We start from the raw sequence: 25,918 nt of genomic DNA on the forward strand, positions 1-25,918 counted from the left end.
CATTGTTGCTTAATCTTTTTGTTACCATTTCTGGTATCGATATAAAATCTCGGATTATTTTTATATCCTTGTGAACTTTCAATCGCATGAACCGGTATTCGCAACAATCTGACGCACAGTTAATGATGTCCTTGCGCGAAGGCGACAATACCGCTTTTACTGAATTGTATAACCGTTTCTGGCGCCAGCTGCTGGCGATTGCCTATCATCATAGCGGCGATAAAGTGCTGGCCGAAGAAATAGTCCAGGAGGTATTTATTAGCCTCTGGAATCGCCGCAATGAGCTCTATGTCGATAATGTGGCAGCCTACCTTGCTACTGCCATCAGATTGTCTGTTTTCAAGCAATATGCCAAGGAAAAGAGAAGGAGCCAGATCAGAGAACAGATCGCTGATCCGGCAAACCAGCGTTGGGACGAAGAACAGATCTATATCAGATTCCAACAACAATATATCCAGGGTATCATTGAATCTTTGCCAGAGAAATGCCGGCTGGTATTCAAACTGAGCAGGGAAGAAGGACTCAGTATCCCAGAAATAGCCCAGCGAATGGGAATCGCCGAAAAAACGGCGGAAGCGCATCTCACCAAAGCCTTAAAGGAACTGCGACTTAAACTAAACCGCCCTTATTTGTGGGCCATTTTGCTCTCCGAAATTTTCCGCCCTTAAAATTTTCTCAAAAAAATTATCTGGAGTACTAAGGGTAAATCCTCAGTTGCGGTACATATCTGTATAACGCATAAAATCTATACGTTGAACGACTATATCTATCAACTGATCGAAAAGTACCTCCATGGTACTATTTCGATGTCCGAAGAAGCAGAACTGATGGCCTGGTATAAGGAGCGCAACGAGGCAGACGTAGCATGGGTCTCTGACAATCCAAATGAGGAAGAACACGTGCGCCTGCGCATGCTGCACCAGATCCAACAGCAGATTGCTGCGCCACAAACTGTAACAGTGATGCATAAACGCCGCTGGTACTATTGGGCTGCCGCTGCTGTAGTGCTCCTGGCTGCCGGAATCGCTACCTACCTGTACTCGCCATCATCGCACCATCAGCATAAGCAAGAAACCATCGCACAGGCATCTAAAGAAATTCTGCCTGGTAGCAACAAAGCCGTATTGATTTTAGCCAACGGAGATAAGGTAATATTGGAAGATGCCAACAATGGAATCATCTCTCAACAAGGCAATGTGGCCGTCAATAAAACGGATAGCGGCAGCTTGTTGTATAATGGCAACCAACCTTCCGACGGTACTGTATACAACACCTTGAATACGCCTTATGGTGGCCAGTTCTGTATCACTTTGCAAGATGGAACCAAAGTATGGCTGAATGCAGGATCATCCTTACATTATCCTACCGCTTTTCCGAAAGGGGAAAGAAATGTGACCCTTTCCGGTGAGGCCTATTTTGAAGTGGCACAAGATGTAACCAGACCGTTCAATGTGAACGTTGCTACAACCTCCGGAAAGCCAATGAGCATAAGGGTTTTAGGCACCCATTTTAATATTAATGCCTATCCTGAAGAGAAGAAAAACTTTGTCACGTTACTGGAGGGAGCTGTAAAAGTAGCTTATGATCAGACCAGTGCATTACTGGTACCCGGTAAGGTGGCTATACTGAACAAAGCTTCCGGACAGCTTCAAACAAAAGATACCGATACAGACGCCGCTACGGCATGGAAAAATGGTTATTTCTTTTTTGATAATGAAAATATAGAAAGCATCATGCGACAGATAAGTCGCTGGTATGATGTGGAAGTCCGCTATGAAGGCAATGTTTCGGGAAAAGCATTTGCCGGTAGCCTCTCCCGTACTAAAGATGTAACAGATGTATTACGTATGCTGGAATTAACCGGAACTATTCACTTTAAAATAGAAGGAAGGAGGATCACCGTTATGCCATAGACCATCCGCAAAACAGTGGTACGGTAAAAAACAACCGGAAGTGCGGGAACACTTCCGGTACTGTCAGCGCTTACCCTGTGAAATCCACTTTGCAAACGTCATCCACATTTAATAAACACTAACAATCAAATGTAATGAAATTTTACATACCTGACGTGTGCCAGGTAATGACCGGCACTACGCGCAAAAAAATCCTGTTGATTATGAAACTCACCGTTGTTTTAATGATCGCAGCGTTAATGGAAGTCAGCGCCTCCAGCTATGCTCAGAAGGTAACTTTATCGGCCAGACAAATCTCACTACAGGAAGTTTTCCGTCAGATACGCAAACAAACCGGATATAATGTGCTGTGGGATGTCGATATTTTAAAAGATGCCAGACCAGTGGCCCTACAGGTTACCAACGCCTCTGTAGAAGACGTACTGGGAAAAGCTTTTGCCAATCAGCCATTTACCTATACCATCCGGGAGCGTAACATCGTGATTACACGCCTGCCGGAAGAAATTGCAGTCGCCGTAACTATCAAAGGACGCATTACCGATATCAACCGGCAACCCTTGCCGGGAGTGGCAGTGCGACTCAAAAACTCCCAACTGGGAACAATCTCCCAGCCAGATGGTAGCTACACACTGAATATTCCGGAAGCCACTGGGGTACTCACTTTTACCTATATGGGCTACACGCCGCAGGAAGTACCCATCGATGGACGTACTGTTATCAATATACAGCTGGAACAAACCTCTTCACAACTGACAGAAGTAGTGGTGGCGTATGGTAAACAAAAAACACGCGATGTAGTAGGCGCTCTGGCTACCGTTTCCGCGTCTACCGTCAAAGACCAGCCTACAGGCACTTTCCTGGAACGACTTCCAGGCAAACTGCCAGGGGCACAGGTGGTACAAACCACCGGCAGACCAGGACAAGGTATGGACATCCGTATCCGCGGCGCCTCCTCGCTGACTTCCAGCGTCAGACCGTTGGTAGTAATAGACGGACAACCCATGGTTGGAAGTCCTGATAATCTCAATAATATCAATCCGGATGAAATTGAAACGTTTACGGTATTGAAAGATGCGGCTTCTACTGCCTTGTATGGCTCCCGTGCAGCGAATGGGGTAGTCCTGATTACCACCAAAAGAGGAAAAGCCGGCGATACAAAAATTGATTTTAACTCCTACTACGGCACGGCCTCTATGATGCGGGAGCTGATACCTCCTGTCATGAATGCCCACCAACTGGCCACTTACATGAAAGGGTTTTATGAAGATAAAATCAAGTATGAAGGATATACTGGCGGTATTCCTGCAGTATACCAAAACCCGGATCAATACGGAGAAGGGACAGACTGGTACAGCGTGCTGACAAGAAACGCGCCAGTACAGAACTACAGCATTGCTATCAGTACCGGCAATGAAAAAGCGGCGTACAGTATTGTGGGCGGATATTTCGATCAACAAGGAATTCTGGTGAATACCGGCTACAAACGTTTTTCACTGCGTATGAACGGAGATTTTAATCCGGGCAAACGGGTGAAAATTGGCGTAGGTATTGCTCCCTCTCTGCAACTGGAACATAACAACCGGCAGGGAACTGGCTTCAACGTAGATGGACAGCGTGCCATCTTCGCTTCCGCCGCCATGATCCCTACCATGGGATCTCCTTATAATCCGGATGGCAGTCTGGCATTAGGTATCACCGGCTTTACCAATCAATTCGTATGGGCGAACCCGTTACGACAGCTGCTCGAAGTGAAAGATGATGCTAACCGCCTGCGCGTCCTGGCCAATGTATTTGCCGAAATTAAAATTACGGACCATCTCACTTTCCGCACTGCTGGGAGTACAGATCTCGGTAGCATGAGTAGAAACAGATTCATCCCATCTACTTCTATGGGTGGTTTTAATGCGGTGCCTATGGAGAATCCGCCGCCAGGAAATAACTCGGCCTTAGGTGAAACCTTACTGAATAATGATTTCTCCTGGCTGAATGAAAATACCCTGAACTACAATCCTCAGTTAGGAAAAGGACATTCTCTCAATTTACTAGGCGGCTTCACTTTGCAACGCAACACCGGTTTTGCCAGCGATATGGTAGGCCGCGATTATCCGGATAACAGCATTCCTTATTTAAGTGCCGCAACGCGCATCACCACCAATACTTCCAGCTTCAACGCCTGGTCAATGATGTCGTTCCTGGGCCGCGCCAACTATAGCTATAAAGACCGCTATATGATCCAGGCTACCCTCCGCAGAGATGGTTCCTCCCGCTTCGGCGCCAACAACAAATGGGGTACCTTCCCCAGTATAGGCGCAGGCTGGATTATAAGCGATGAATCGTTTTTGAAAGATATTTCTTATCTGAGTCTGCTGAAAGTACGCGCTACCTATGGTTTAACCGGTATGGCAGAAATTGGGAACTACACTACTACTGCCGGTATAGGCAACGCCAACTACACTTTTTCTACCGGACTTGCCGGCGGAAAGGTGCAGTCCCGGCTAGGTAACCAGAACCTCGCCTGGGAACGTAACAAACAGTTTGACGCGGGTATCGATATCGGTTTATTCGATGGCCGTGTAAATGTTTCCTATGATTACTACAACAAACTGACATCAGGACTGCTGTTTGTTGTTCCAGTGCCGCAATCCTCCGGCTTCTCTACCATCCAGGACAATCTCGGCGATATCAGGCAATGGGGACACGAGATCATATTAAGTACAAAGAACCTGGTAGGTCAACTGAAATGGAATACCGATTTCAACATCTCTTTTAACAGGAATATCGTGGAGCGCATTGGTCTCAATAATATCTCTTTCGCTGATAATCCTACCACTACTTTATCCGAATTTACGGACTATCGTACGTTAGTGGGCAAGCCTGTAGGACAATTTTACGGTTATGTTTTCGATGGTATCTTCAAAACGCAAGCTGAGGTAGACGCAGGTCCTAAATACTATGGAACCGGTACTACCACTACTTCCCAGATCGGAACGGTACGATTTAAAGATATGAACGGCGATGGTAAAATTACTTTCCCTGAAGATCAGACCGTGATCGGGGATCCTAATCCTAAATTCATTTTCGGTTTCACCAATACCTTTGCCTACAGGAACTTTGATCTTAGTATAGCCATGTCCGGTACCTATGGCAATAAACTGAAGAATGGTATGCAGGAAAGTACCTACAACCTGGACGGCGTTTTTAACGGACCACCGGAACTGCTGGACCGCTGGCGTTCTCCGGAGAATCCTGGCAACGGAAGAGTAGCCCGGACACTAGCCGGAACAACAGTCGCTTATCGTACAGATAATACGCTGTTTATCCATGATGCTTCCCATCTCACCATCAACAATATCACCTTAGGGTATAGTATAAGGAAATTTAAAACGCCATTTATCAAGAGCCTGAGAGTATACGCATCTGCACAGAATGTATACATCTTCACCAGCTACCCGGGTAATCCTGAAGTAAGCGCCGGCGGTCTATCCCTTGTAACACAGCAGGGGCAAGACCTTGGAGCATACCCGCTGCAAAGAACATTTACGTTTGGCTTTAACCTTGGCCTCTAAAATCAGCAAGAAATGAGAAAGATTTTCTGTTTAATAATAGTGATCATAAGCTTGACAGCAATTTCCTGTAAAAAGTTTTTGAACGAAACGGATCCCAATAGCATTAACCTGAACAACTATTTCAAAACGCAGAGCGATTTTGATCTGGCAGTGAATGGCGCATACAACCAACTCCGGGGTTTGTATAATAATAAGTCGGCATGGACAATGGGGGAGATGCGTTCCGACAATACGCATTATGACTATAAATCTTCAGATCAGGCGGTAGCTACCACGAACCGTTGCGCAGTGGCCGATTTCCTGGATGATAAATACAATAATCAGACGCCTGCCAAATGGAACGCTGGTTTCAATGCTATATCTGCAGTAAATACTATCCTCGATCATATAGATGATATCAAACTTACAGATGCCAGTCGCAATGCTATTATAGGTCAGTCGAAGTTTATCCGTGCCCTCTCTTATTTTGATCTGGTGCGCTTTTATGGCGGACTACCTATTTATAAGCATGCCCCGCTTACCCGGGAGGAAACTTATATTCCACGTTCTTCCGTACAGGAAGTCTATGACCTGATCATAGCCGATGCCACAGATGCAGCTGCCAAGTTAGATGCACCGACATTTCCTCAAACAGGGCGTGCCACCAAAGGAGCGGCACTGACCCTGTTGGGAGATGTTTATCTCACCTTAAAAAAATACGACCTGGCGGAAAATGCATTGAAACAAGTGACGGCTATGGGATATACGCTTTTTCCAAACTACGGAGATGCGTTCGCGTTAGTTAACAAGAATGGCCGTGAATCAGTATTTGAAATTCAGTTTAATACTGCTTTGTCTGTGCCACAGGCCAATACAGATGCGTCTGTATATAATTTCCTGCCACGTATGGCCAATACTACCGTGGTTACAGGCATAAATTATAATAACATTACCACTGTTGGCGGCTACAATACGCCTACCCAGGATCTGATCAGCGCCTATGAGTCTGGCGATCTTCGCCTGGATGCATCCATTGGTATTGCGGAAGGAACATTTAATGCGACAGATGATTTTACTGCCACAGCGGTAAAGTCGGCAGTGAACTATACCGCGCCTGCCGGCAAAACAGGAAGACCTTTTCCTAAAAAGTTCCTGCATGCACATACTATCGGTAACCAGACAAACGACGACTGGCCGGTATACCGTTACTCGGAAGTATTACTCTTGCTCGCTGAAAGTCTGATCCTGCAAGGAAAAGGTGGCGAAGCGCTCACTTATCTGAACCAGGTAAGAACCCGCGCATTTGGCGATGCAACACATAACATCACAACAACCGATCAGGCAACATTACAAACAATTATTTTAAAGGAGAGAAGAGTGGAACTGGCTTTTGAAAACAAACGCTGGCTGGATCTGGTGCGTACAGGCAATGCTGTAGCAGTGATGACGGCCTTCGGTATCAAACAGAAAGCAATGTATAGTTATCTGCAACCAGGAAGTTATAATGTGACAGAGAACAGATTGTTGTTCCCTATTCCTAATGCAGAAATATTGCTGAACGACAAGCTTACCCCCAATCCGGGATACTAACTAAAAACTCACCATGATGAAAACGTTCAAAAGAAAAGCAGGTCATTCCTGCTTACGGGCTGCTATTGCCTGTTTGACAGCATTTCTCTGGGTTGTACTGTCGACGTCCTGTAGTCGTCAGGAGGAGCGGCTGTCTCTCAAAAATCAGCAGGCCGAAGGCCCTGCGCCTAAGACAGAAGCTACCTGTTGCTGGGTAGCCATTACTAACCAGACCAATCAGCAAATAGAGGTCTATGATCCGGCAGATGCGGCCTGGACAACCCCTAAATGGACCTGGAAGCCTACCACGGCCTTGTCTTACATTCAAAGCAGTGAGATATCGCTCTGGGAAACGCCAACGGATATTAAAGTCCGTAACAATACCGTATTTGCAAATACGGCACAGGTGATCACGGCTACATCTTACCGACTGGCTACCATCGCCAGATATACGGGAACGGGTACACGCGGACAGAAACTTTGGGTAATGGGTTTTAATGATACCACCAGACTGCATGCCATGGAAATACTGCCAGATGGCAATTCCGTGGTGGCCAGTGCGGGAGCTGCCTACCCGCAGGGATATATCCGCGTATATTCTTCCTCGCAGCCATCGCCCAATCATGGGGTGAATACCCAATATTATTTCACATCCGCACATGGATTGCTATGGGATCAAACACACCAGGTACTCTGGGCGCTTGGTAATGAATTACGAAAGTATGGTTACAACACTGCCAGAACAGGAGGCACAATTACGAATCCTAAACTGGATTTGCTGGTAACGTACAATGTGCTGCCAACCGCCTGGGGACACGATCTTTCAGCAGATCCGAATAACTCCGATCAGTTGTTACTGACGACTAACGGTGGCGTATATATTTTTCATATCTCCACAGGAACATTCAGTAGTATGCCTGGCGCGGCTCAACAAACTTTCGTGAAGGCGGTAAGCAGTCAGCCCGGACAAAACACGCTGGTGGAAACTATTCCCAGCACTGGCTGTCCGGCTTACCCTGCCAATACCTGGTGTACCTCTGTGGTGAATTTCTATAATGCCGCCACAGGCGCTGCTACCGGTTCCCGTACCGTAAGCGGCGCTGCTATCTACAAAGGGAAAACATTCGATCCTAACTATTATTGATACCATGAGAAAAATGTTGAAGACAGGAGCAGTATGCTGTCTGATAATTTTGGAATTTGCTTGTGGTAGTAAATCGGGAGACACGACCTCTCCCGATACTACCACTCCTCCAGTAGTTCAGACACCGCAACCATATCCCGGACAGTTGCTGGCACTCACCAATGATGCCACCAAAGAACTGGTGCTCTATGATCCAATGATTACCGATTGGAATACCGATGCCGCCAGGAAATGGAAATGGACTCCCACTACAGGACAAGGCTTCTCTGCCAACGAAATAAAAATATGGGGTGGAGGTACAGACTTTAAATTAAGAAAGCGTTCATTCGGGCAGGATACGGCCATTGCGGCACTCTGTGATAACAGCATGGCAGCTGTCATCGGTTTTCCATCCGGACAGCGCATCTGGTCAAAAATCATCAATGCGAATGTCCACTCCGCAGAACTATTACCTGATGGCAACATTGCGCTGGCTGCCTCTGATGGCAACTGGGTACGCGTATATGCCGCCTCACAGGGCGCGGATAATGGCGTATATGCAGAGTTTCCGTTGTCGCAGGCACATGCGGTATTATGGGACCCTGGTATCAATGGTATCTGGGTGACTGGCCAGGATGTAGCCACAAAGGCACATATACTCACTGCGGTAACAGTGGGTGGTACCACAGCCAATCCAGTACTGACGGAGTTGACGCAGTATCGCGCTACCTTACCGACTGCCTGGGGACATGAGGTCAGTCCCTATTACGGAAATACTAACCTGCTTTGGGTGACTACTAACGGTGGCGAATATATTTTTAATAAGACTACTAAAACTTTTTCTACCGCGCCTACTAACAATCTGACTTTTGTGAAAGGTATCGGCAATCAGCCCAGTGGCCAGATTGTGCTGACGCGGCCAGATGCCAATAAAAACCCTCGCCCGGCTGTTAGCTGTACGATGAACGACTGGTCCACCAGCACGGTGGATTTTTATACTGCCGGCGGACAATGGCAAGGCGCACGTATCGTGAGTGGCGCATGTTTCTATAAAGTAAAAGTAGTATACGATAATTACCAGTAATGAATTGGAGTAGATATTTAAAAATAAGCAGCTGCTGTTTGGCCTTTCTGTACGGTAGTATTGGCAGCAGCGTAGCACAGCAGCCCAAGTCGGCTTTAATTCCTATGCCGCAAACTGTAAAAATGACCCATGGCCGTTTTCTGTTTACGACTAACACCGTCATTCGTACAGAAGATGCAAAATCGCCTGCGGTAGCGTATTTCCTCCGGCAATTAAAACGCGCCGGAAATTTCAGCAACAAAATCGTTAGCGGGAAAGTACCAGGCAAACAACCGGAACTTTTCATTACCAGTGCAGGTACGGCGCAGTTGCCCGAAGAAGGTTACCGACTGGTAGTTGCACCGGCAGGCATTACCCTTGCAGGAAAAGGCGCAGGATTGTTCTATGGACTGCAAACATTATTGCAGCTAATAAACAACGCCGAAGAGCATGGCGTAATAAATAGTATGATCATTGAAGATGCTCCTCGTTTTGGCTATCGTGGCCTGATGCTGGATGTTTCCCGTCACTTTTTCACGGTAGCTCAGATAAAAGACTTGCTGGATCTGATGGCTTATTACAAATTGAATCGTTTTCACTGGCATCTCACAGATGATCAGGGTTGGCGACTGGAAATAAAAAGTTATCCTAAACTAACACAGGTGGGCGCATGGCGTGTACCACGAATAGAATTCAGCGGTAATACGCTTCCGCCGCAGCCGGGCGAAGCTGCTACTGATGGCGGATTTTACACCCAGGAACAAGTACGTGATATCATTCGCTATGCGGCAGAACGACATATTGAAATACTGCCTGAAATTGATGTGCCAGGTCACTCGATGGCAGCCATAGCCGCCTATCCGGAGCTTTGTGTAACGAAGGATACCAGTATTCAAGTGAATCCTGGTAGCAGCTTCGCGAAGTGGTTCCCCAGTGGCGGATTTGAAATGTATATAGATAATTCGCTGGACCCTACAGCGGAAAAAGTATATACATTCCTGGACAAGGTGATGGAGGAAGTGGCGGCATTATTTCCATATCCTTATATCCATATTGGAGGAGATGAATGCTATAAAGCTTTCTGGGAGAAGGATGAGCGGGTGCAGTCGTTCATGAAACAGTATCAGATCAAGGATGCGCATGCATTACAAACCTGGTTCATCAGCAAATTGAATAAGATCATTTTATCGAAACACAAAAAGATGATTGCCTGGGATGAAGTAGCAGAGGGGGAGATGAACGACAGTATCACCATCATGAACCGATTTGGAGAGAAGAGCGCAGCAACACAGATCCGGAAAGGAATGCATATCATACTTGCGCCAGGAGGGAACGGTCTTTATTTTGATTATGCACAAAGTAGTTCAGATCAGGAACCTTCCAGTCATGGTGGCGATGCGCCCGCCTGGAAAGCTTATCAGTACAACCCGGCATATGCGGGTTTATCGGCAGAAGAACGTAAATTTATGATGGGCGTAGAAGGCTGTATCTGGACCGAAAACATTCCCGATGTTTCCAAGCTGCAATACATGCTGCTACCACGTATGCTGGCATTGGCAGAAACCGCCTGGTCGGATACTACCGTTAAAGACTATACGCGATTTGTCAATAGTGCATTGCCGCTTCATCTTGGGGCTTTTGACAAAGCGGGTATGAACTATCGGGTGCCCACTGCTTTTGACTATACGGATACAACATTTACAACAGATAAATTCAAATTTGAAGTAGCGCAGCTTCCTCTTCCCGGAGCGCGCATCTACTATACACTCAATAACCGGCCACCCGGCGATTACGACCATGCATATACGAAACCAGTGACAATTATTATTCCTAAAGGAAAGAAGATTACGCTCAAAACGATCGTCATTACGCCGGCTGGCAGACGGAGTATAATAACACGGACTGTACTGGATAATAGTTCAGCTGAAAATAAATAACCTTATGCAAAAGATACGCTTCCACTGCTTATTAATCGCGTTATTATTGACAGGAGTCTTGGCCACGGCACAACAACGCCTCCAAGGTTTTGAAGAAGTAGCCGCCAGTTTCCGTAATCCAGGCAGAGATTTTGGTTCCGTGCCTTTCTGGGTATGGAATACCAAGGTAACGAAAGGCCAGATCGATGCGATGCTGCAGGATTATAAGAAGAATGACTTTGGCGGAGTGATCATTCATGCCAGGCCAGGACTGATAACAGAATGGTTATCGAAAGATTGGTTTGACTTGTTTGAGTACGCCGTGCAGCAAGGAAAGAAGTTAGGTCTGAATATATGGATCTATGACGAAAATTCATACCCTACAGGCTTTGCAGGAGGGCTGGTAGCGGATCAGATGCCGGCAGCTTACAACCAGGGCCAGATGCTGTACATGGAGGATACTACGCGGTTACCCGCGGATCTCACTCCTTATTTTTTGCTTTTAAAAGAAGTGGATGGCAGCTATACAGATGTCTCCCCAAACATAGCTGCTGAAACATTGAAAATTGGCCATTACTTGTTGTTTAAAAAAGTAAATTATCAGCGTGGTAACAGAGGCTCTGTGGCAGGCCCCATTGGCGTATCTTATGTAGATCTCATGGCCAAAGGCGTTACAGAAAAATTCATGGATGTTGCCTATAAAAGTTATGAGAAAGTAATAGGGCAGGAGTTTGGTAAAACAATCAAAGGCGTATTTTCGGACGAGCCAACGATCATCAATGAAGGGCGTAATTCCGTCCGGTGGACACCTGATTTATTTGACCGCTTTTACCAGGAGTGGCATTATGATCTACGCCTGCATCTGCCCTCACTGTTTAAAGAAGTGGGCGATTGGAAACGGGTGCGCCATAACTATTACAAAGTATTATTGGAACTGTTTATAGACCGCTGGTCTAAGCCGGTAGCGGCATATATGAAGGGTCGGAAGCTGACCTGGACAGGCCACTACTGGGAACATGGTTGGCCCAGCCCATATCATGGCCCCGATAATATGGCCATGTATGCCTGGCATCAGATGCCTGGAATTGACATGCTGTTTAACCAGTTTAATGAAGACAAACCCGTGCAGTTTGGGAATATACGGGCAGTGAAAGAATTGAGCAGCGTAGCTAATCAGTTGAACAAAACGCGCACCCTTTCTGAAACCTACGGCGGTTCTGGCTGGGAACTAACGTTTAAAGATATGAAACGACTGGCTGACTGGGAGTTTGTATTGGGCGTTAATTTCCTGAATCAACATCTTTCCTTTATGACGTTGACGGGTGCACGAAAATATGATTACCCGCCAAGCTTCTCTTATCACGAGCCATGGTGGACATATTACAAAAATGTAAATCATTATTATTCCCGCTTGTCGTACATGTTGTCAAAAGGACAGCAATACAATGATATTCTTATTATTGAGCCTACTACTTCTGCCTGGATGTATTATGCAAAGGATGGAGAGAACAAACGTTTTTTCGACATCACTAAAAGTTTTAATGACATGGTGACCATGATGCAGCGTGGGTTCCTGGAATATGATCTGGGCTCGGAGAATATTATCAAAGATCATGGCAGCGTAAAGGGGAATAGGTTTGTTATTGGACAACGATCTTACAAGGTTGTAGTAATCCCGCCAGGTATGGAGAATATGGACCACACTACTTTTACTTTGCTGAAAAAGTTCATGGCTGCAGGAGGGAAGGTGGTTTGTTTTGAACAACTACGTTTTGTAGATGGCGTTCCGAATAAAGCGCTTATCAAGCTACCATCTGTTCATGAGGCGACACCTGCTTCCCTGGCCTCGCTCTTTCAGAACAATGGTTTTACCATTTTCCCTGTAACAGGAGACAGTATTGGAGGAAACCTCTATCATCAGCGCCGGAGGCTCAGTAATGGCCAGTTGCTTTTACTGACCAATGCCAGCATGACGGAAGCTTCCACAGGAACTATTGCTATGCAAGGACAAGATGTATTACAATTGGATCTTCAAACCGGCGATATTTCCCGCATTGACTTTACCAGGAAAAATGGTCAGGTGCAATTCAATTTCCAGCTTCTGCCAGCAGGCAGCAAGATGTTGTTTATTGCGGATAAACAATTACCCGGATATAAAGTGGCAGCCTCCTCTGCTGCATGGACAACTATGAGCACAGGAGCCTCGACTATTCATCCTATCGCGGAAAACTCCCTGACAATTGATTTCTGTGATCTGCATCTTCCTGACACCAGCTATGCGAATCTGCATGTAGGAATGGCTTCCAATGCCGCATTCAAGCGTCATGGGTTTACAGACGGTGTGGGAAACCCCTGGAATAATCGTACCCAGTACAGAGATGCCATTACCCGACGCGATACGTTCTCTATCGGTACCGGCTATACGGCGGTTTATCGTTTCACTGTAAAACCTGGAGTAGACGTCACTAATTTTAAAGCAGTTCTGGAACAGCCAGGATTATGGAAAGAAGTGAAGATGAATGGCGTGGCAATAAAATCGACACCTGGCCAATGGTGGCTGGACCGTTCCTATGGCGTGTATTCAATTGGAAGGCATGTTAGAATCGGCGATAATGAATTGGCGGTAACGGTAACGCCAATGAGTGTTTATGCAGAGATAGAACCCATTTATATACTGGGCGACTTCCACCTGGAATCAGCTGCGCAGGGTTGGACCATCGTAGCCCCAAGGCCCTTACAATTAGGCTCCTGGAAGGCGCAGGGCCTGCCCTTATATGGTAACGGTGTGGTATACACGAAGGAGTTCCGCGCCGATACATTAGCCGATGATTATCAGGTGATGCTAGGCAGTTGGAAAGGCACAGTGGCGGCGGTTAAAGTAAATGATTCACTGGCAGGCATTATCAGCGCCGAACCGAATAGTCTGGCGATCCGGAAGTTCATGAAGCAAGGAAAAAACAAGGTGGAAGTTATTGTAGTAGGTAGCCTGAAGAATGTTTTAGGACCTTTCTATAAGAAGCCCGTTCCTGGATTGGTTGATCCTGGCAAATGGTACAATGTAAGCACCCAGCCCGCAGGGAAGGAATATGATTTATATGATTACGGTCTGATAGACGATTATGAAATCAGAGCACTGCATGAAAGCAGGTAATCGTCCACTTGATAAGCTTATCTGAAATTGGGAATGTTCGGGTTAGATAGTTCAAAAGCAGGTGTGCCAGGGGATTAGCGCCCTGGCGCCTCTTTTTCACATCGATTTTTATAAATGTATTTTTTTTATAATTTAAAATTCGTTTCTTTATAAAGTGGATGATTCCCTGAAGTGAGATGTAGACTTCCATCAATCAGGGAGGCCACCAATGTTTGAACCTATTTAAAGATTGTATTTGTAATTATTCCATATTCCTATATCCTAAATGCTATCATGAGTAATATTCTTTCCCAGGAACAAAAAGAGGAGTTAAGACGAGTTTTTCCCCATTACGATTTTTCGGTAGAGAAGGAAGCGGCAAAATTAGTGGATGCTGGCTTTGATGAGACAGAGGCCCAGCGCCTGATTGTGGCTGAATACCGACAGTATAAAAAAGAGTTGTTTGACGAATTACAGGCTATAAACCGCCAGGCTGAAATTCAGAAAGTGGTAACGATGGGAGTATTGTTTTTAGCGGTTACAGGCCCCATATTCAAAATAGAATCTATGTTGTGGTATGTGGCGGCAGTTATCGTTGCAGGTGCAGCGGGCTATTGGGGCTATAAACCAAAACCATTTGCAGGAGTGTTGGCATGTGGCATATTTACGTTCGTTCTACCATATGCCTATAAGGGGTATTTCTCCGGGAGAAGCAGCTATATAGGAATTGAGCTGTTTATTCCTGTAATAGTGGCGCTAGTCCCAGCTATCATCATCTATTTCTTAATAGCCAAAACAGTGTATGGCAACGTCGAAAACGACTAAAAAATAAACGCAAATTATGCATGTTATCAATCAAGAAAAGCAGCGACTGGAGCCTGTAGAAAAGAAGTGTCAGTATTGTGAAGAGGACGAGTCGACAGATATGGAAGACAATTATTTCCTCCCTTTATTTTCAGAGCAAGACCGAACTAATATAGTTGTTTATCGTTCTGTTAAGTACAGTAAAATCTTGGTGGGCATACCAAGATGCAGGAGGTGCAGAAATATACATGTGAGAGCGCAAGGAATCGCCGTCATGTGGACCTGGGGTATCGCTGCTGCAGTGGTAATACTGTCATTCGTGGCATTCGGGATATTTGGTATGTTTTCCATTCTTGCCGCTGTTTTTATTACTGTATTAGGTAAGCAACTGATTCAGAATATCATTACAAGGAAAAAAGGAATCTATACGCTAATGGATGGCGCCAAACAGAATGAAGCAGTACAGGAATTGGTACTTGCTGGTTGGTCATTGACGCCGCCTTCCGCATAGTTGGCCTGCTGTCGGAAAGACGGCAACAAAGTAATAAAATCAAAAAGGGATTGATGTCTGCGACGTCAATCCCTTTTTTAAGATAGCTAAATTAGATTCTGTAAGATTTCAATACATTCATTACCCAGGATTTACCCCATTGCTCTATTTGTTCTGAAGTCCAGAGGAAAGGGAAGAAGATCCTTTTCTGGAAGCGCGGAGGCAGGTACTTTTGCCAGTTAGTACCCCCAGTAGCAGCGATGTCCACCGGATCGCGTTCCAGGTAACGAACGGCAGATTTATAATGCGAAAGCGGCCACTCTACATTCACAAACAAATCCAGTTTCCGGAGTTCCTCTTCTACCTGTTTCATGTCTTCCTCATTTTCCCCACTTTGCTGTAGTTTTTTATACAACTGAGAAAAATTACTGTTCACATTTGTCTGTGCCAGATGAATTAATTGGCCTGTATATTTCCCTATAAACTGTTGCAGGGTGAGGGTTTGTTTCCCGGTAGATAATTCAGATGCGCCATACTTCCAATAGAGGTATTCAAACTGTTCTGCCAGAGATGCGTCTTTTAATTCCTCGCGTTTACCTGGCGTCACCAGATTGATCAATTCTGTGCAATAGATCTCGATCATACGGTATTGCCCTGACTGGAAGCCGCTGGCGGGGAGGAGAGACATTCTGAATTTCAGGAATTGTTCTTTGTCCATGCCATCCACCATGATATCGAAAGAAGATACCAGGGCCGTGAAATATGCGTTGATGCGTTTGAGTCGGGATGCAAAGAAGCTGGCAGTCAGTGCGCTGTTGCTACTGATTTGAGCGCATTCGTGTAAAGTCAGATTGAAATATAATTCCGTGATCTGATGATATACGATAAAGATCTTTTCATCAGGATAGGAGGTTTTGGGATGTTGTAGGCTCAGCAAGGTGTCCAGGTGAATGTAATCCCAATAGGTAAGGTAATCTGCATAGAGCAAACCGTCCAGGTAGCCCATAATATCCTGCCCCATGGCAGCATATTTCTCCTGTAGCTTGGACAGCCTGTCGTGAATTTCCGTTGTTATTTCCATTGTCTAAATAAATTATTGCTTTGGTGAGATGAGATCTTTGGAGATGGCCATCAGGTATTCGGCGGCATGGAATACGTCCTGGAAGCTGTTGTACAAAGGAACGGGACTGAGTCGGATAACATTTGGCTCTCGCCAGTCGCCCAATACATTCTTCGCTACCAATGCGTTAAAAATCTCTTTGGCATGGTGTTGTGCCACGATGGATAACTGTGCGCCCCTGTCTGCCAGATCTTTCGGCGTAATTATTTTGTATTGTTCAAAGCCAAGTTGGGTATTCACTTCCTGAATGAGATATTCCAGGTAGGCGGTCAATTGCAGACTCTTTTGTCGAAGTGGTGCAATAAATCCTGCTTTTTCAAAGATTTTAAGGGAGGCATGGTAAAGTGACATGGGAATAACCTGTGTACAGCTAACCTGCCATCCATCTGCACCCATTTCCGGGGTAAACCCTTTCTCCATTTTAAACCGTTGTTCTTCCTGGTAGCCCCACCAGCCGGCAAAGCGGTCCAGGGATGTATCGGCAAAATGCTTTTCATGGACGAAAATGCCACTGATACCGCCAGGCCCTCCATTCTGGTATTTGTAGGAACACCAGCAGGCAAAATCAATATCCCAGTTATGTAGCTGCAATGGTACGTTGCCTGCGGCGTGTGCGAGGTCGAACCCAACAACTGCGCCGGCATGGTGACCAGCCTTCGTGATGGCGGGCATATCATACCATTGCCCAGTGAAATAGTTGATGCCACCAAACAGTACCAGCGCCGTTTCCGCGCCATTAGTAGCTATGGTATCCAGGATATCTTCTGTCCTTAAAGTGGCTTCTCCCGCTCTCGGCGCTACTTCTATGATGGCGTCCTTTGGGTCGTAGCCATGAAACCTTACCTGGCTTTCAATGGCATACTGATCGGAAGGAAATGCGCCGGCTTCCATGATTATTTTAAAACGCTTCGCTGTAGGGCGATAGAAGCTCACCATGAGCAGGTGCAGGTTCACTGTCAATGTATTCATTGGACATACTTCTGCAGCACTGGCGCCCACAATATTGGCCATTAGCGCTTTCAGCTCCTTGTGGTAAAACATCCAGGGAGTTGCTCCCTCAAACCAACCTTCTACGGCCAGATTTTCCCAGTTGTCCATTTGCCGCGACATATACTCACGGGCGGATTTGGGCTGCAGCCCTAAGGAATTACCACACAGGTAAATAAACGGCGCACCGTTTTGCTGTGGAAACAGAAATTCATCTCTCAGGTGATGTAATGGATCCTGTTGATCAAGGCGTTGTGCAAATGCCAGATTGTTCTTAAAAATCATGGTACTCATTATGTCAATGGTTGGAACTAGCGCCACCGAACATTGCGTCGCAATGGCAGTAAAGTGATGTAGTAAAGTATAAGCAGAATATAAAACTGCTAGCAGAAGAAAGTGCTGCTAGGAAGGCCGGTTAATGATATTTTTATAAATATTCTCCATCGGCGGGAATGAACCGCAAATCAATGAATATTTAATTAGACTTCCAAAAAAATGTTGGAAATGGGGTTTGTCTTTTCCTAACTTAGAAAATACTTAATCCTTTTAAGGGACATTCCAGCGCATTCAACAAGGCATAATTATGCAATAAATCATTCACTACTGCCTCTTCCATTCTTCTGTCCGACAGCATTTGAAAACATATTTTTAAAGAAACGTTTTTTTGAATGTTTAAATATTTGGCACTGGCAAGCTCCGCATGGATGATCTTAAAAAGGATATTTATATCTCCGAAATCGCGTTGCAGTATAGTTTCTAGCTGCTCCGTCATCTCGATATAGGTTTTCTTATATTGCCATTGGTCTTTCACCTCCTCTTCATACTTTTTCATATAATGGAATGTTGTGGACAGGTCTTCCTTCCGAAACTGATGTCTTTCCAGCATACTTTTCTGCTCCCATTGTAATCGGAAGAGGTCCTTTAGCAGATCAGTCCTTGTTTTTAGCAAGCGTACTATTTCAAGCGTATGCTCATCCATGCTGCCCAGATCCAGGGCATGCACCTTTTCCTCCAATTCTTTTATCGTGGATTCAATTTCCTGTATTTTATTCATAGGTATACTATCTTTCCGTAGGAACCATTAATGGTTTTGCAAAGTTCGGCCATCAATATACCATAAATAGGAAGCAATTTCAAAACTGCGCATATGCGCTGCATTTCATCAAACATAATCGTCCATTCGTCAAAATGTAGGCATACCCAAAATTCAGGATTATATCTTTGAATCATCAACATATCTAAATTATGTATAGGTTTTTCGCTTTTATGATCATCTTTGCAACAGTTACGACCCATGTTGCAGCACAACACAAAGCAAGCGGCAGTAGTACCAACGCGGCTCCATTTTACCCTGGAACACCAGCTGAAGAACATATTTCCGCCGATGCATTGGCCAAAATATTCCCCTATGTGCATGACCAGGAAGTGAACCTGCACAGTCTCTTACTGATTAGGGATAAAAAAATAGTACTGGATGCTTACTTCTATCCCTACCGCAACGGGTTAAGGCATGATATGGCTTCCTGTACAAAATCGGTTACAGGCTTACTAATTGGTATTGCGATGGATCATGGATTCATTCGGGATGAAAACCAACTGGTTCGAACATATTTTCCGGAGATAAAAACATACAGTAAGAATTTCCAGACCTTAACGATCAAGGACCTGCTCACCATGACCTCCGGACTGGAGTGTGGATTTGATAATGAGGATAAATTATTTGCACGCTTGTTCCAATCAAATAACTGGCCCGCTTTCATTTTTAATATTCCCAGCATCACAGAACCCGGAAAGCAATTTTCATATTGCAGTTGCAATTTCCAGCTACTCGCGGAAATTCTGTACCGCGCCACCAAGTTGACCCCTGGGCAGTTTGCGGACAAATATTTATTTAAACCACTGGGTATTGCGGGGTATTACTGGGACAAGAATGAACAGGGTGTCAATCATGGCTGGGGCGATCTTAACCTTAAACCCATCGATCTTGCAAAGATCGGACAGTTGTTAATGAATCAAGGAAAATGGAACAACAAGCAGGTCATCTCCGCAGGATACATTAAGAAGGCTACTGCCATACAGGTCCCATTTTCAGACAATAAAGGCTATGGTTACGGATTTTGGATAGACAACGATCATGCTTTTAATGCTGTTGGTAGAGGAGGACAAAGACTGTATGTGGATCGCCTGCATAAAGTAATTATTGTCGCCACCGGCGGAGGCTACGATTGGGATGAAAAAGGTGGACTCAGCGATCTTTTAAGCGCCTCATTTAAGCTAAAAGATAATGATGTAAAACAAGCGCTTGATACGCTCATCGCCCGAACCCAACTGGCGGCGAAGCAGGTACACATTACGGCGCCGAACTTTGTTGACCAGCCGGAGCAGTCTTTCTTTAATAAGGAAATCAGGTTTTCTCAGAACAGACTTGGTATTAAAAATGCCCGAATCGTTGTTGGTAAGGATACAACTTTCAACCTGACCTGGAATGATGGCCGCATCGTAGTATATCCGCTGGGACTTGGCAGTCAATACCATTTTTATAATGATCCTACATCCGGACACGTTTTTGCAGTACGCGGATACTGGAAGGCCAACGCAGATTTTCAGATTGATTTTAATACACTAACCAAGATAAACCGTTTTCTGATGGACTTTAAGCTGGCTCAACATCAGCCAGAGGTATATATTACGGAAGACACAAAATCGGTAAATGAAAAGATTCCCGTAGAAATTGTGGGGGGCGAAAGCCGATAACCGCTATACCCTCCATAAAACCGTTTGTTTATGGAGGGTATAGATTATTTATTTTCCAAAAAGACGGCTGAAGAAACCTTTCTTTTCCTTTGCTGATGGCGCTGCTGAGGCAGATGTTTCCTCTGTCGGAGCATTCAGTATTTGTCCGCAAAGCCAGAAGTTACCTTGTACCACTCCTCCGATTACTGGTGGCGCTTCAAAGAAGCGTTCATCTGCCACAATATCTATTTCTCCTCCCAATGTTTCTACCAACATCCAGTAGAAATGATTGCCCGTGATGGTATTCCGTTTCTTTTCCCATTCTTTGATGGTACCCGCGAAGAATCCATATGCCTTAGAGGCGGAAGAGGTTTCATCTTCTGAAGTGGAAAATAATCCGGAGGGAATAAACGACTGTGCAGCCATTTTGAACTCCCCATCCTGTGCATTTTCAAAAGAGGTAAGACTATCAAAAATACTCAGTTCATTGGCGAATGCCGTGAGCTGAATCGTAACAACGGATGGGAGCGGGATAGCGGCAAAGATCGCATAGTCGGGCGTTTCGAAAACGAAGGGATACACTTGCTGATATTCTCCTGCATTTTCTTCTACTGCCCAACCATGGAAGGATCCTTCCATCGGATATTCCTCGCTGCTCATAGTGGCAGTCAGTTCCACTTTTCGGCGGCTTTTTCCTTTATACTGCGGGTTAAACGCCAGCCAGTTCTGCTCCTTGTCAAATTGGTGCCATATCTGGGCATTAGAATCGTCGGTGTATACGTGATAGTTACCAATGGCAGTAGCTATCACTGTAGATTTTGCATAAGTGTTTTCAACCAATGGCCGGAGATCTTCCTGGGAAGTTAATATAAACCCGATGTTTGACAGGTTACTCATATAGGATAATTTTTCGTTACACAAAATAGGGAAAAAGCAAATGGCTGGCATGAAAAGGAACCTTATTTTTGTTGAGAGATCCATATTTTACGCAACTTTCATATAAGATGATTCCCGTACATAGTATTACAGGCGCATTGGAAATAAGGAAGTTGTCCGGTATCAACCCGGACAGCATTCACCGTAGACTGGCGCACCGGGATGAGCATTACCAGTTCGTGATCCAGGAAAGCGGGAGTACGGTGATGAGTGTCGATTTTAAAACGGTTCCCCTCAAGGCTGGGCATGTGCTGTGCATTCTTCCCGGACAGGTACACAGGGCACAGTCTGCCAGGCATTCGCATGTATGGATTATTGCGGTAAAACGGGAATGGATACACGAAACTTACCGTTTTGTATTGGATACTTTTGCGCCCAATCACGGCGCTGTTGCACTGGATAAGGCCATGCTGCCGGCCCTTCATCATAGTATTACCCTGTTGCATGATATGTATATTTCGGGAGACGAAATTCGCTTTCTCCCGCAAGTACTTCGTGGTGCAACAGACGTTTGCATAGGTATCTGCACCGGCGCTTATCACCGTCAGCATACAGAAGATGATCTTATCTTATCAAGGCCGGTGCAGTTGCTGCATGAGTTCCGACAGTTGCTGGCCAGACATTACCTTACCATGAAAAGTCCTGCTGCATATGCCGATAAACTACATATCTCCCTTTCCTATCTCAATGAAGTGGTGAAGGAGCAGACAGGCTATTCCGTCAGTCGGCTCATCCAGGAGCAGGTTATTACAGAATCCCGCAGGATATTATATTATACGGATATATCCATTAAAGAACTGGCTACCCGAATGGGCTATGATGACTATTCCTATTTCTGCCGGTATTTCAAGAATGCCACCGGAATGACGCCGGCGCAGGCAAGAAAATTCTCCCGCGAATAGTCCTATACTTACCATGTATTGTGTCTTTACTCCGCTGTATTTGTATCAGACCTTTGCCTTGTAACTGATAAAAACAGTTTCGGTAAAAAATGAAGAAGATACAAGTAGCGATAGCAGGAGCGGGTCTTGGCGGACTATGCCTCGCCAGTGGCCTCCGGCAGCAAGGCATCGATGTGGATGTTTTCGAAAGGGATGAAGCCATTAACAGCAGAACACAGGGATACAGGATCAGAATAGATCTCACAGGGCAGCGGGCATTGGCTTCCTGCTTTCCTCCGGACAGATATGCATTATTCAGAGATACCTGTGCCATACCTGTTGCAGGCGTACGCACGCTCACCTCGGCGCTGAAAAGTCTTGACGATAAACAGATTTATTCCTGGATGGACAGCGAGCATGAAGAGGCGGCTGACCTCAAGGCACACCGACTTACCATGCGGGAGATACTCATGGCGGATATATTACCTAATATTCATTTTAACAAAAGTGCAGAGTCGTGGGAAGAGAACAGTGATGGAAGAACTACGCTGCATTTTAAGGATGGTACGGCGCATTCCTGTGATGTGCTGGTAATTGCAGATGGGGTGAACTCTCTGCTTGCCCGACAGCTCTTCCCGGACTCGGCCCCAATTGATACTGGCAGCGTATGCCTCTATGGTACTACATTACAAGGGAATGAAGCCATAGCCGCCATTTTGCAAAGAGGTACTACCGCCATTTTTGATACCGGATTGGCAGTGATTATTGATGCCATGCAATTCAGCGATAGCCAGTCGGTGCATGCAGCGCGGCATCAGGTTGATTTCCCCTTGAGTGATATTGGCAATTATATGTATTGGGCACTGATAGGCACCCGGGAAGCATTCGGGCTGGATGCTGCGCACACATTGCGATTTTCGGAGGAGGCGTTGCGGGAGCTGGTGCTTACGCGTACAGGCGCATGGGCGCCGGGACTGCGGGCATTATTTGAACATGCGGATATTCCGGGAGCCATGATGATACCTGTGAGAACAGCGCGCCCATTGGTACCAAGAGAAACGGGCAGGGTGACAGGTTTGGGAGATGCGTTGCATGTGATGAGTCCCGCAGCCGGTCTGGGGGCCAATACGGCCTTGCAGGATGCCGCCTTGCTGTCTGCATGCCTGGGAAAAGCTGCTGCGGGTGAATATTCCGTTAATGCGGCTATTACTGATTATGAGCGCAAGATGATCACTTATAGCGGAGCCGCCATCCGTGCTTCTTTGGAGGGAGGGCAACAGTTGTTTGGTCAGCATGCGGATGTGATATGATAATATTTCATGTAGGAAAATGATAAGAGCAGACGAAAGCCACAATAATTAAAAAGTATTAAGTGGCTTTCGTGTTTTATTTTTTGTTTGGAATCCAAATTAATTTATTAATTTAATGTTGCTGATCAAGATAAGTATATGAGATAGATGATTAACATTTCCCCCAATTGTTTTTATTAACTTCAAAATACCACCTCTATGAACACCGAAAACAGAATGTCCTCGGCGCAGCAGTGCCGTTATGCCGTACAGGTTTGCCAGGTTGTATGTAGCCCTACCCCTGAATTGCATATTAAAAATCATATGCCGGGTTGGAATATCGTTTGGAGCAGCCTGAATATTAATGACCCCAACTTTTTCATTGTAGCAGAGAATGTCGCCGAAAAGATTTATGTCCTGGCTATCAGAGGGTCTGTAATGCCGGTTCCTTTTGGGAAATGGGCTTTTTTGGGCGATTGGGTGTTGGAGGATCTGAATGATGCGTTAGCATACTGGCCTTATACCAGCGATGGTAAACCAGCATTAATCAGTGCTGGTGGCTATGTAGGCTTTACAAATCTCTTGCTGACGAAAGGCACTGGTGGCGATACGCTGCTCGATTTTTTAAAGAAGAAGAATAAAGATTTATCCAAAGATTTTGTGATTACTGGATATAGTCTGGGTGGTAATCTGGCAAAAGTCTATGGTTCCTACTATCTCCATCTGAATGATGCGGATGCGCCTAATAAACGGTATACCTACCTTTATACTTTCGCTGCGCCTTCCTCTGGTAATACCGCTTTTAATGATGATCTGAATAAAAAGTTTATTGGTAAGCAAAACCATCTTCAGAATACCAATGATGCCGTTCCTTACTATCCGGTAGCTAAGGGACTAGCCGCTACGGCCATGCTGTATGCGCCTGATGGACCGGATGCAGCAGTGATAGTTATTCCTAATACGGACCCGGCGGTGACCATCCAGCAATTCTACCTGGGATTATCGAAAGGATTTGAACGGTTCGACTACCAGCAACCAGATCCAAGATCCATTATGAAATTTACGAATCCGATTGTAGCGCCGACAGACAGCACCTTCGACAATTGGAAGAATCAGGTCATTGAGCAGCATAAATTAGATGTATACGCGAATGAGGTGCTGCATCCGAAAACGGAACATGCCACTGCCCAGGCAGCTACCGTTTAATCAATAAGTATTTCTACAAAAAATGAACAGCCCCACGTACAACGTGGGGCTGTTCATTTTATGATATCCGGGAATAAAGTTATCACTGTTACGACTATACGGAATACTGAATTTTTAAAGTTATCCTGATGCGGGTGTTGCTTACTGAAATAGCAGCATTACTGGAGATTCGTGTCTGCCGACAGTATTTTATTATTATACATTAAAATCACATCTATCAGATTATCATAAGTCAATTCCCCACTTTCCACTTTCTTTAATAAATCAGCATCTTCATTAATTAAGCTCTTCATTTGCTCTTTAAACTTCTTTTTTTTGAGTTGGAATTTCTCTTCGCCCTTCTTTACAAAATAACGATCTGATTTAGCCAGATGCCCTGGTCCCCACTTAAAGAATAATTCAAATAATTGAATCCTGCCATCTACTATCCTGGGAATCAAAAGCTCTACTTTCCCGCCCAGCGCCTGATAGCCGCCGAATTTTTCCATGTAGACAGAGTCTCCCCGGAAGTAGTCGTATTTGCGCGATTGAAAGGATTTTGGCCGGCCAGATCCCGGTCCCTTCCAAAAATAAACAGTTTGACCATTCTGGGAGATTTCATAGTCGAATGAAAAATATCCAACCAAGGTTTCCGTTCTGTTCCCCATTGTGCCATACATGTAATCCGTCTGCCCGTACATTGACTGCGATTGGCTGTTAAAGAAAAACAGCATCAGTAATAGGGTAAATGTAATTCGTCTCATCTCTTGCTTTATAGGTTGCTTGTAAAACGCAAATAAAATCTATTTGCCAGAATTAACCGATAGCATCTTCATACCAGATGAATTTAGGGCCTCTGGCAAATGTTGGTTATGTACTATAATTGGAGGGAGAATGGAAGTAATTTACAAGTGCTCTTAGAGCCTGGGTTATAGATGATTCGCTCAGCACCAACTATTCGTTTAATAAATCCTAAAAACAAGGTTGCGGCCTTCCTATGGACGACCGCAACCTTTCATATACTTCCCGTTGTGGGAGGATTGCCACTGATAATGTAGAAAATGTAGCCGTCAATCAACCAGTTAACGGCTATTTTATATTGCCTGAAGTACAGTAGGTTTAGGGTTCGGGTTACTAACATGCCCCAGCCCAGGCAGCTACCGTTTAATCAATAAGTATTTCCACATAAAATAAGCAGCCCCAGGTACTGCGTGGGGCTGCTTATTTTATGATA

Annotated in this window: 19 protein-coding genes; 14 read left to right on the forward strand and 5 right to left on the reverse strand. The window is 45.3% G+C overall.

Annotated elements, in window-relative coordinates; genetic code table 11:
- Positions 1 to 86 precede the first annotated feature (86 nt).
- The 10 genes from CLV59_RS20350 (at position 87) to CLV59_RS20395 (ending at position 15,574) form a co-directional block, all read left to right on the forward strand.
- Positions 87 to 668, forward strand: coding sequence for an RNA polymerase sigma-70 factor (locus CLV59_RS20350; RefSeq protein ID WP_111593922.1), 582 nt, complete (start codon positions 87 to 89; stop codon positions 666 to 668).
- Between the two features lie 84 nt (positions 669 to 752).
- Positions 753 to 1,913 carry a FecR family protein gene (locus CLV59_RS20355; protein ID WP_111593923.1) on the forward strand — a complete coding sequence of 387 codons (1,161 nt, stop codon included), beginning with the start codon at positions 753 to 755 and terminating at the stop codon, positions 1,911 to 1,913.
- Between the two features lie 134 nt (positions 1,914 to 2,047).
- Positions 2,048 to 5,479 (forward strand): TonB-dependent receptor, encoded by a 3,432-nt coding sequence (locus CLV59_RS20360; RefSeq protein ID WP_111593924.1) that lies wholly within the window; start codon positions 2,048 to 2,050, stop codon positions 5,477 to 5,479.
- Positions 5,480 to 5,557: 78 nt separating this feature from the next.
- Positions 5,558 to 7,048, forward strand: coding sequence for a RagB/SusD family nutrient uptake outer membrane protein (locus CLV59_RS20365; protein ID WP_170137840.1), 1,491 nt, complete (start codon positions 5,558 to 5,560; stop codon positions 7,046 to 7,048).
- A 16-nt stretch (positions 7,049 to 7,064) separates the two neighbouring features.
- Positions 7,065 to 8,171 carry a DUF6528 family protein gene (locus CLV59_RS20370; RefSeq protein WP_111593926.1) on the forward strand — a complete coding sequence of 369 codons (1,107 nt, stop codon included), beginning with the start codon at positions 7,065 to 7,067 and terminating at the stop codon, positions 8,169 to 8,171.
- Positions 8,172 to 8,175: 4 nt separating this feature from the next.
- A complete protein-coding gene (locus tag CLV59_RS20375) occupies positions 8,176 to 9,234 on the forward strand; it encodes a DUF6528 family protein (RefSeq protein WP_111593927.1) in 1,059 nt (352 codons plus the stop codon).
- Positions 9,235 to 9,272: 38 nt separating this feature from the next.
- Positions 9,273 to 11,150: a family 20 glycosylhydrolase gene (locus CLV59_RS20380; RefSeq protein ID WP_170137841.1), complete on the forward strand. Its 1,878-nt coding sequence runs from the start codon at positions 9,273 to 9,275 to the stop codon at positions 11,148 to 11,150.
- A gap of 4 nt (positions 11,151 to 11,154) precedes the next feature.
- Positions 11,155 to 14,280, forward strand: a complete 3,126-nt coding sequence (locus CLV59_RS20385) for a glycosyl hydrolase (RefSeq protein ID WP_111593929.1) — start codon at positions 11,155 to 11,157, stop codon at positions 14,278 to 14,280.
- A 273-nt stretch (positions 14,281 to 14,553) separates the two neighbouring features.
- Positions 14,554 to 15,084 carry a hypothetical protein gene (locus CLV59_RS20390; RefSeq protein WP_111593930.1) on the forward strand — a complete coding sequence of 177 codons (531 nt, stop codon included), beginning with the start codon at positions 14,554 to 14,556 and terminating at the stop codon, positions 15,082 to 15,084.
- 16 nt (positions 15,085 to 15,100) lie between these two features.
- Complete coding sequence (locus CLV59_RS20395; protein WP_111593931.1) at positions 15,101 to 15,574, forward strand: hypothetical protein; 474 nt, start codon at positions 15,101 to 15,103, stop codon at positions 15,572 to 15,574.
- 91 nt (positions 15,575 to 15,665) lie between these two features.
- Here CLV59_RS20395 and CLV59_RS20400 read toward each other — a convergent pair whose 3' ends face one another.
- The 3 genes from CLV59_RS20400 to CLV59_RS20410 all read right to left on the reverse strand — a co-directional run bounded on the left by CLV59_RS20400 (position 15,666) and on the right by CLV59_RS20410 (position 18,714).
- Positions 15,666 to 16,634, reverse strand: a complete 969-nt coding sequence (locus tag CLV59_RS20400) for a tryptophan 2,3-dioxygenase family protein (RefSeq protein ID WP_111593932.1) — start codon at positions 16,632 to 16,634, stop codon at positions 15,666 to 15,668.
- 12 nt (positions 16,635 to 16,646) lie between these two features.
- Positions 16,647 to 17,954: a kynureninase gene (gene kynU, locus CLV59_RS20405; RefSeq protein WP_245950911.1), complete on the reverse strand. Its 1,308-nt coding sequence runs from the start codon at positions 17,952 to 17,954 to the stop codon at positions 16,647 to 16,649.
- Positions 17,955 to 18,186: 232 nt separating this feature from the next.
- A complete protein-coding gene (locus CLV59_RS20410) occupies positions 18,187 to 18,714 on the reverse strand; it encodes a hypothetical protein (protein ID WP_111593933.1) in 528 nt (175 codons plus the stop codon).
- 191 nt (positions 18,715 to 18,905) lie between these two features.
- Here CLV59_RS20410 and CLV59_RS20420 point away from each other — a divergent pair, with 191 nt between their 5' ends.
- A complete protein-coding gene (locus CLV59_RS20420; protein WP_111593935.1) occupies positions 18,906 to 20,414 on the forward strand; it encodes a serine hydrolase domain-containing protein in 1,509 nt (502 codons plus the stop codon).
- A 48-nt stretch (positions 20,415 to 20,462) separates the two neighbouring features.
- Here the strand turns inward: CLV59_RS20420 and CLV59_RS20425 are convergent, their stop codons facing one another.
- Entirely contained in the window at positions 20,463 to 21,290 is an 828-nt protein-coding gene (locus tag CLV59_RS20425) for a hypothetical protein (RefSeq protein ID WP_111593936.1), read from the reverse strand.
- A 107-nt stretch (positions 21,291 to 21,397) separates the two neighbouring features.
- Here CLV59_RS20425 and CLV59_RS20430 point away from each other — a divergent pair, with 107 nt between their 5' ends.
- The 3 genes from CLV59_RS20430 to CLV59_RS20440 all read left to right on the forward strand — a co-directional run bounded on the left by CLV59_RS20430 (position 21,398) and on the right by CLV59_RS20440 (position 24,705).
- Complete coding sequence (locus tag CLV59_RS20430; protein WP_111593937.1) at positions 21,398 to 22,231, forward strand: helix-turn-helix domain-containing protein; 834 nt, start codon at positions 21,398 to 21,400, stop codon at positions 22,229 to 22,231.
- Positions 22,232 to 22,320: 89 nt separating this feature from the next.
- Positions 22,321 to 23,520, forward strand: coding sequence for an FAD-dependent oxidoreductase (locus CLV59_RS20435; RefSeq protein WP_111593938.1), 1,200 nt, complete (start codon positions 22,321 to 22,323; stop codon positions 23,518 to 23,520).
- 198 nt (positions 23,521 to 23,718) lie between these two features.
- Entirely contained in the window at positions 23,719 to 24,705 is a 987-nt protein-coding gene (locus CLV59_RS20440; RefSeq protein WP_111593939.1) for a lipase family protein, read from the forward strand.
- Positions 24,706 to 24,863: 158 nt separating this feature from the next.
- Here the strand turns inward: CLV59_RS20440 and CLV59_RS20445 are convergent, their stop codons facing one another.
- Positions 24,864 to 25,448 (reverse strand): hypothetical protein, encoded by a 585-nt coding sequence (locus tag CLV59_RS20445; RefSeq protein WP_146616259.1) that lies wholly within the window; start codon positions 25,446 to 25,448, stop codon positions 24,864 to 24,866.
- Positions 25,449 to 25,918: the final 470 nt, after the last annotated feature.

Origin of the sequence: Chitinophaga dinghuensis (assembly GCF_003259435.1) — a bacterium.
Classification (GTDB): domain Bacteria; phylum Bacteroidota; class Bacteroidia; order Chitinophagales; family Chitinophagaceae; genus Chitinophaga; species Chitinophaga dinghuensis.

Coding starts and splice junctions, on each gene's coding strand:
- CLV59_RS20375 (WP_111593927.1), top strand. CDS start 8,176: ATGAGAAAAATGTTGAAGACAGGAGCAGTATGCTGTCTGATAATTTTG.
- CLV59_RS20420 (WP_111593935.1), top strand. CDS start 18,906: ATGTATAGGTTTTTCGCTTTTATGATCATCTTTGCAACAGTTACGACC.
- kynU (WP_245950911.1), bottom strand. CDS start 17,954: ATGAGTACCATGATTTTTAAGAACAATCTGGCATTTGCACAACGCCTT.
- CLV59_RS20445 (WP_146616259.1), bottom strand. CDS start 25,448: ATGAGACGAATTACATTTACCCTATTACTGATGCTGTTTTTCTTTAAC.
- CLV59_RS20350 (WP_111593922.1), top strand. CDS start 87: ATGAACCGGTATTCGCAACAATCTGACGCACAGTTAATGATGTCCTTG.
- CLV59_RS20400 (WP_111593932.1), bottom strand. CDS start 16,634: ATGGAAATAACAACGGAAATTCACGACAGGCTGTCCAAGCTACAGGAG.
- CLV59_RS20370 (WP_111593926.1), top strand. CDS start 7,065: ATGAAAACGTTCAAAAGAAAAGCAGGTCATTCCTGCTTACGGGCTGCT.
- CLV59_RS20440 (WP_111593939.1), top strand. CDS start 23,719: ATGAACACCGAAAACAGAATGTCCTCGGCGCAGCAGTGCCGTTATGCC.
- CLV59_RS20410 (WP_111593933.1), bottom strand. CDS start 18,714: ATGAATAAAATACAGGAAATTGAATCCACGATAAAAGAATTGGAGGAA.
- CLV59_RS20390 (WP_111593930.1), top strand. CDS start 14,554: ATGAGTAATATTCTTTCCCAGGAACAAAAAGAGGAGTTAAGACGAGTT.
- CLV59_RS20430 (WP_111593937.1), top strand. CDS start 21,398: ATGATTCCCGTACATAGTATTACAGGCGCATTGGAAATAAGGAAGTTG.
- CLV59_RS20395 (WP_111593931.1), top strand. CDS start 15,101: ATGCATGTTATCAATCAAGAAAAGCAGCGACTGGAGCCTGTAGAAAAG.
- CLV59_RS20360 (WP_111593924.1), top strand. CDS start 2,048: ATGAAATTTTACATACCTGACGTGTGCCAGGTAATGACCGGCACTACG.
- CLV59_RS20435 (WP_111593938.1), top strand. CDS start 22,321: ATGAAGAAGATACAAGTAGCGATAGCAGGAGCGGGTCTTGGCGGACTA.
- CLV59_RS20385 (WP_111593929.1), top strand. CDS start 11,155: ATGCAAAAGATACGCTTCCACTGCTTATTAATCGCGTTATTATTGACA.
- CLV59_RS20425 (WP_111593936.1), bottom strand. CDS start 21,290: ATGAGTAACCTGTCAAACATCGGGTTTATATTAACTTCCCAGGAAGAT.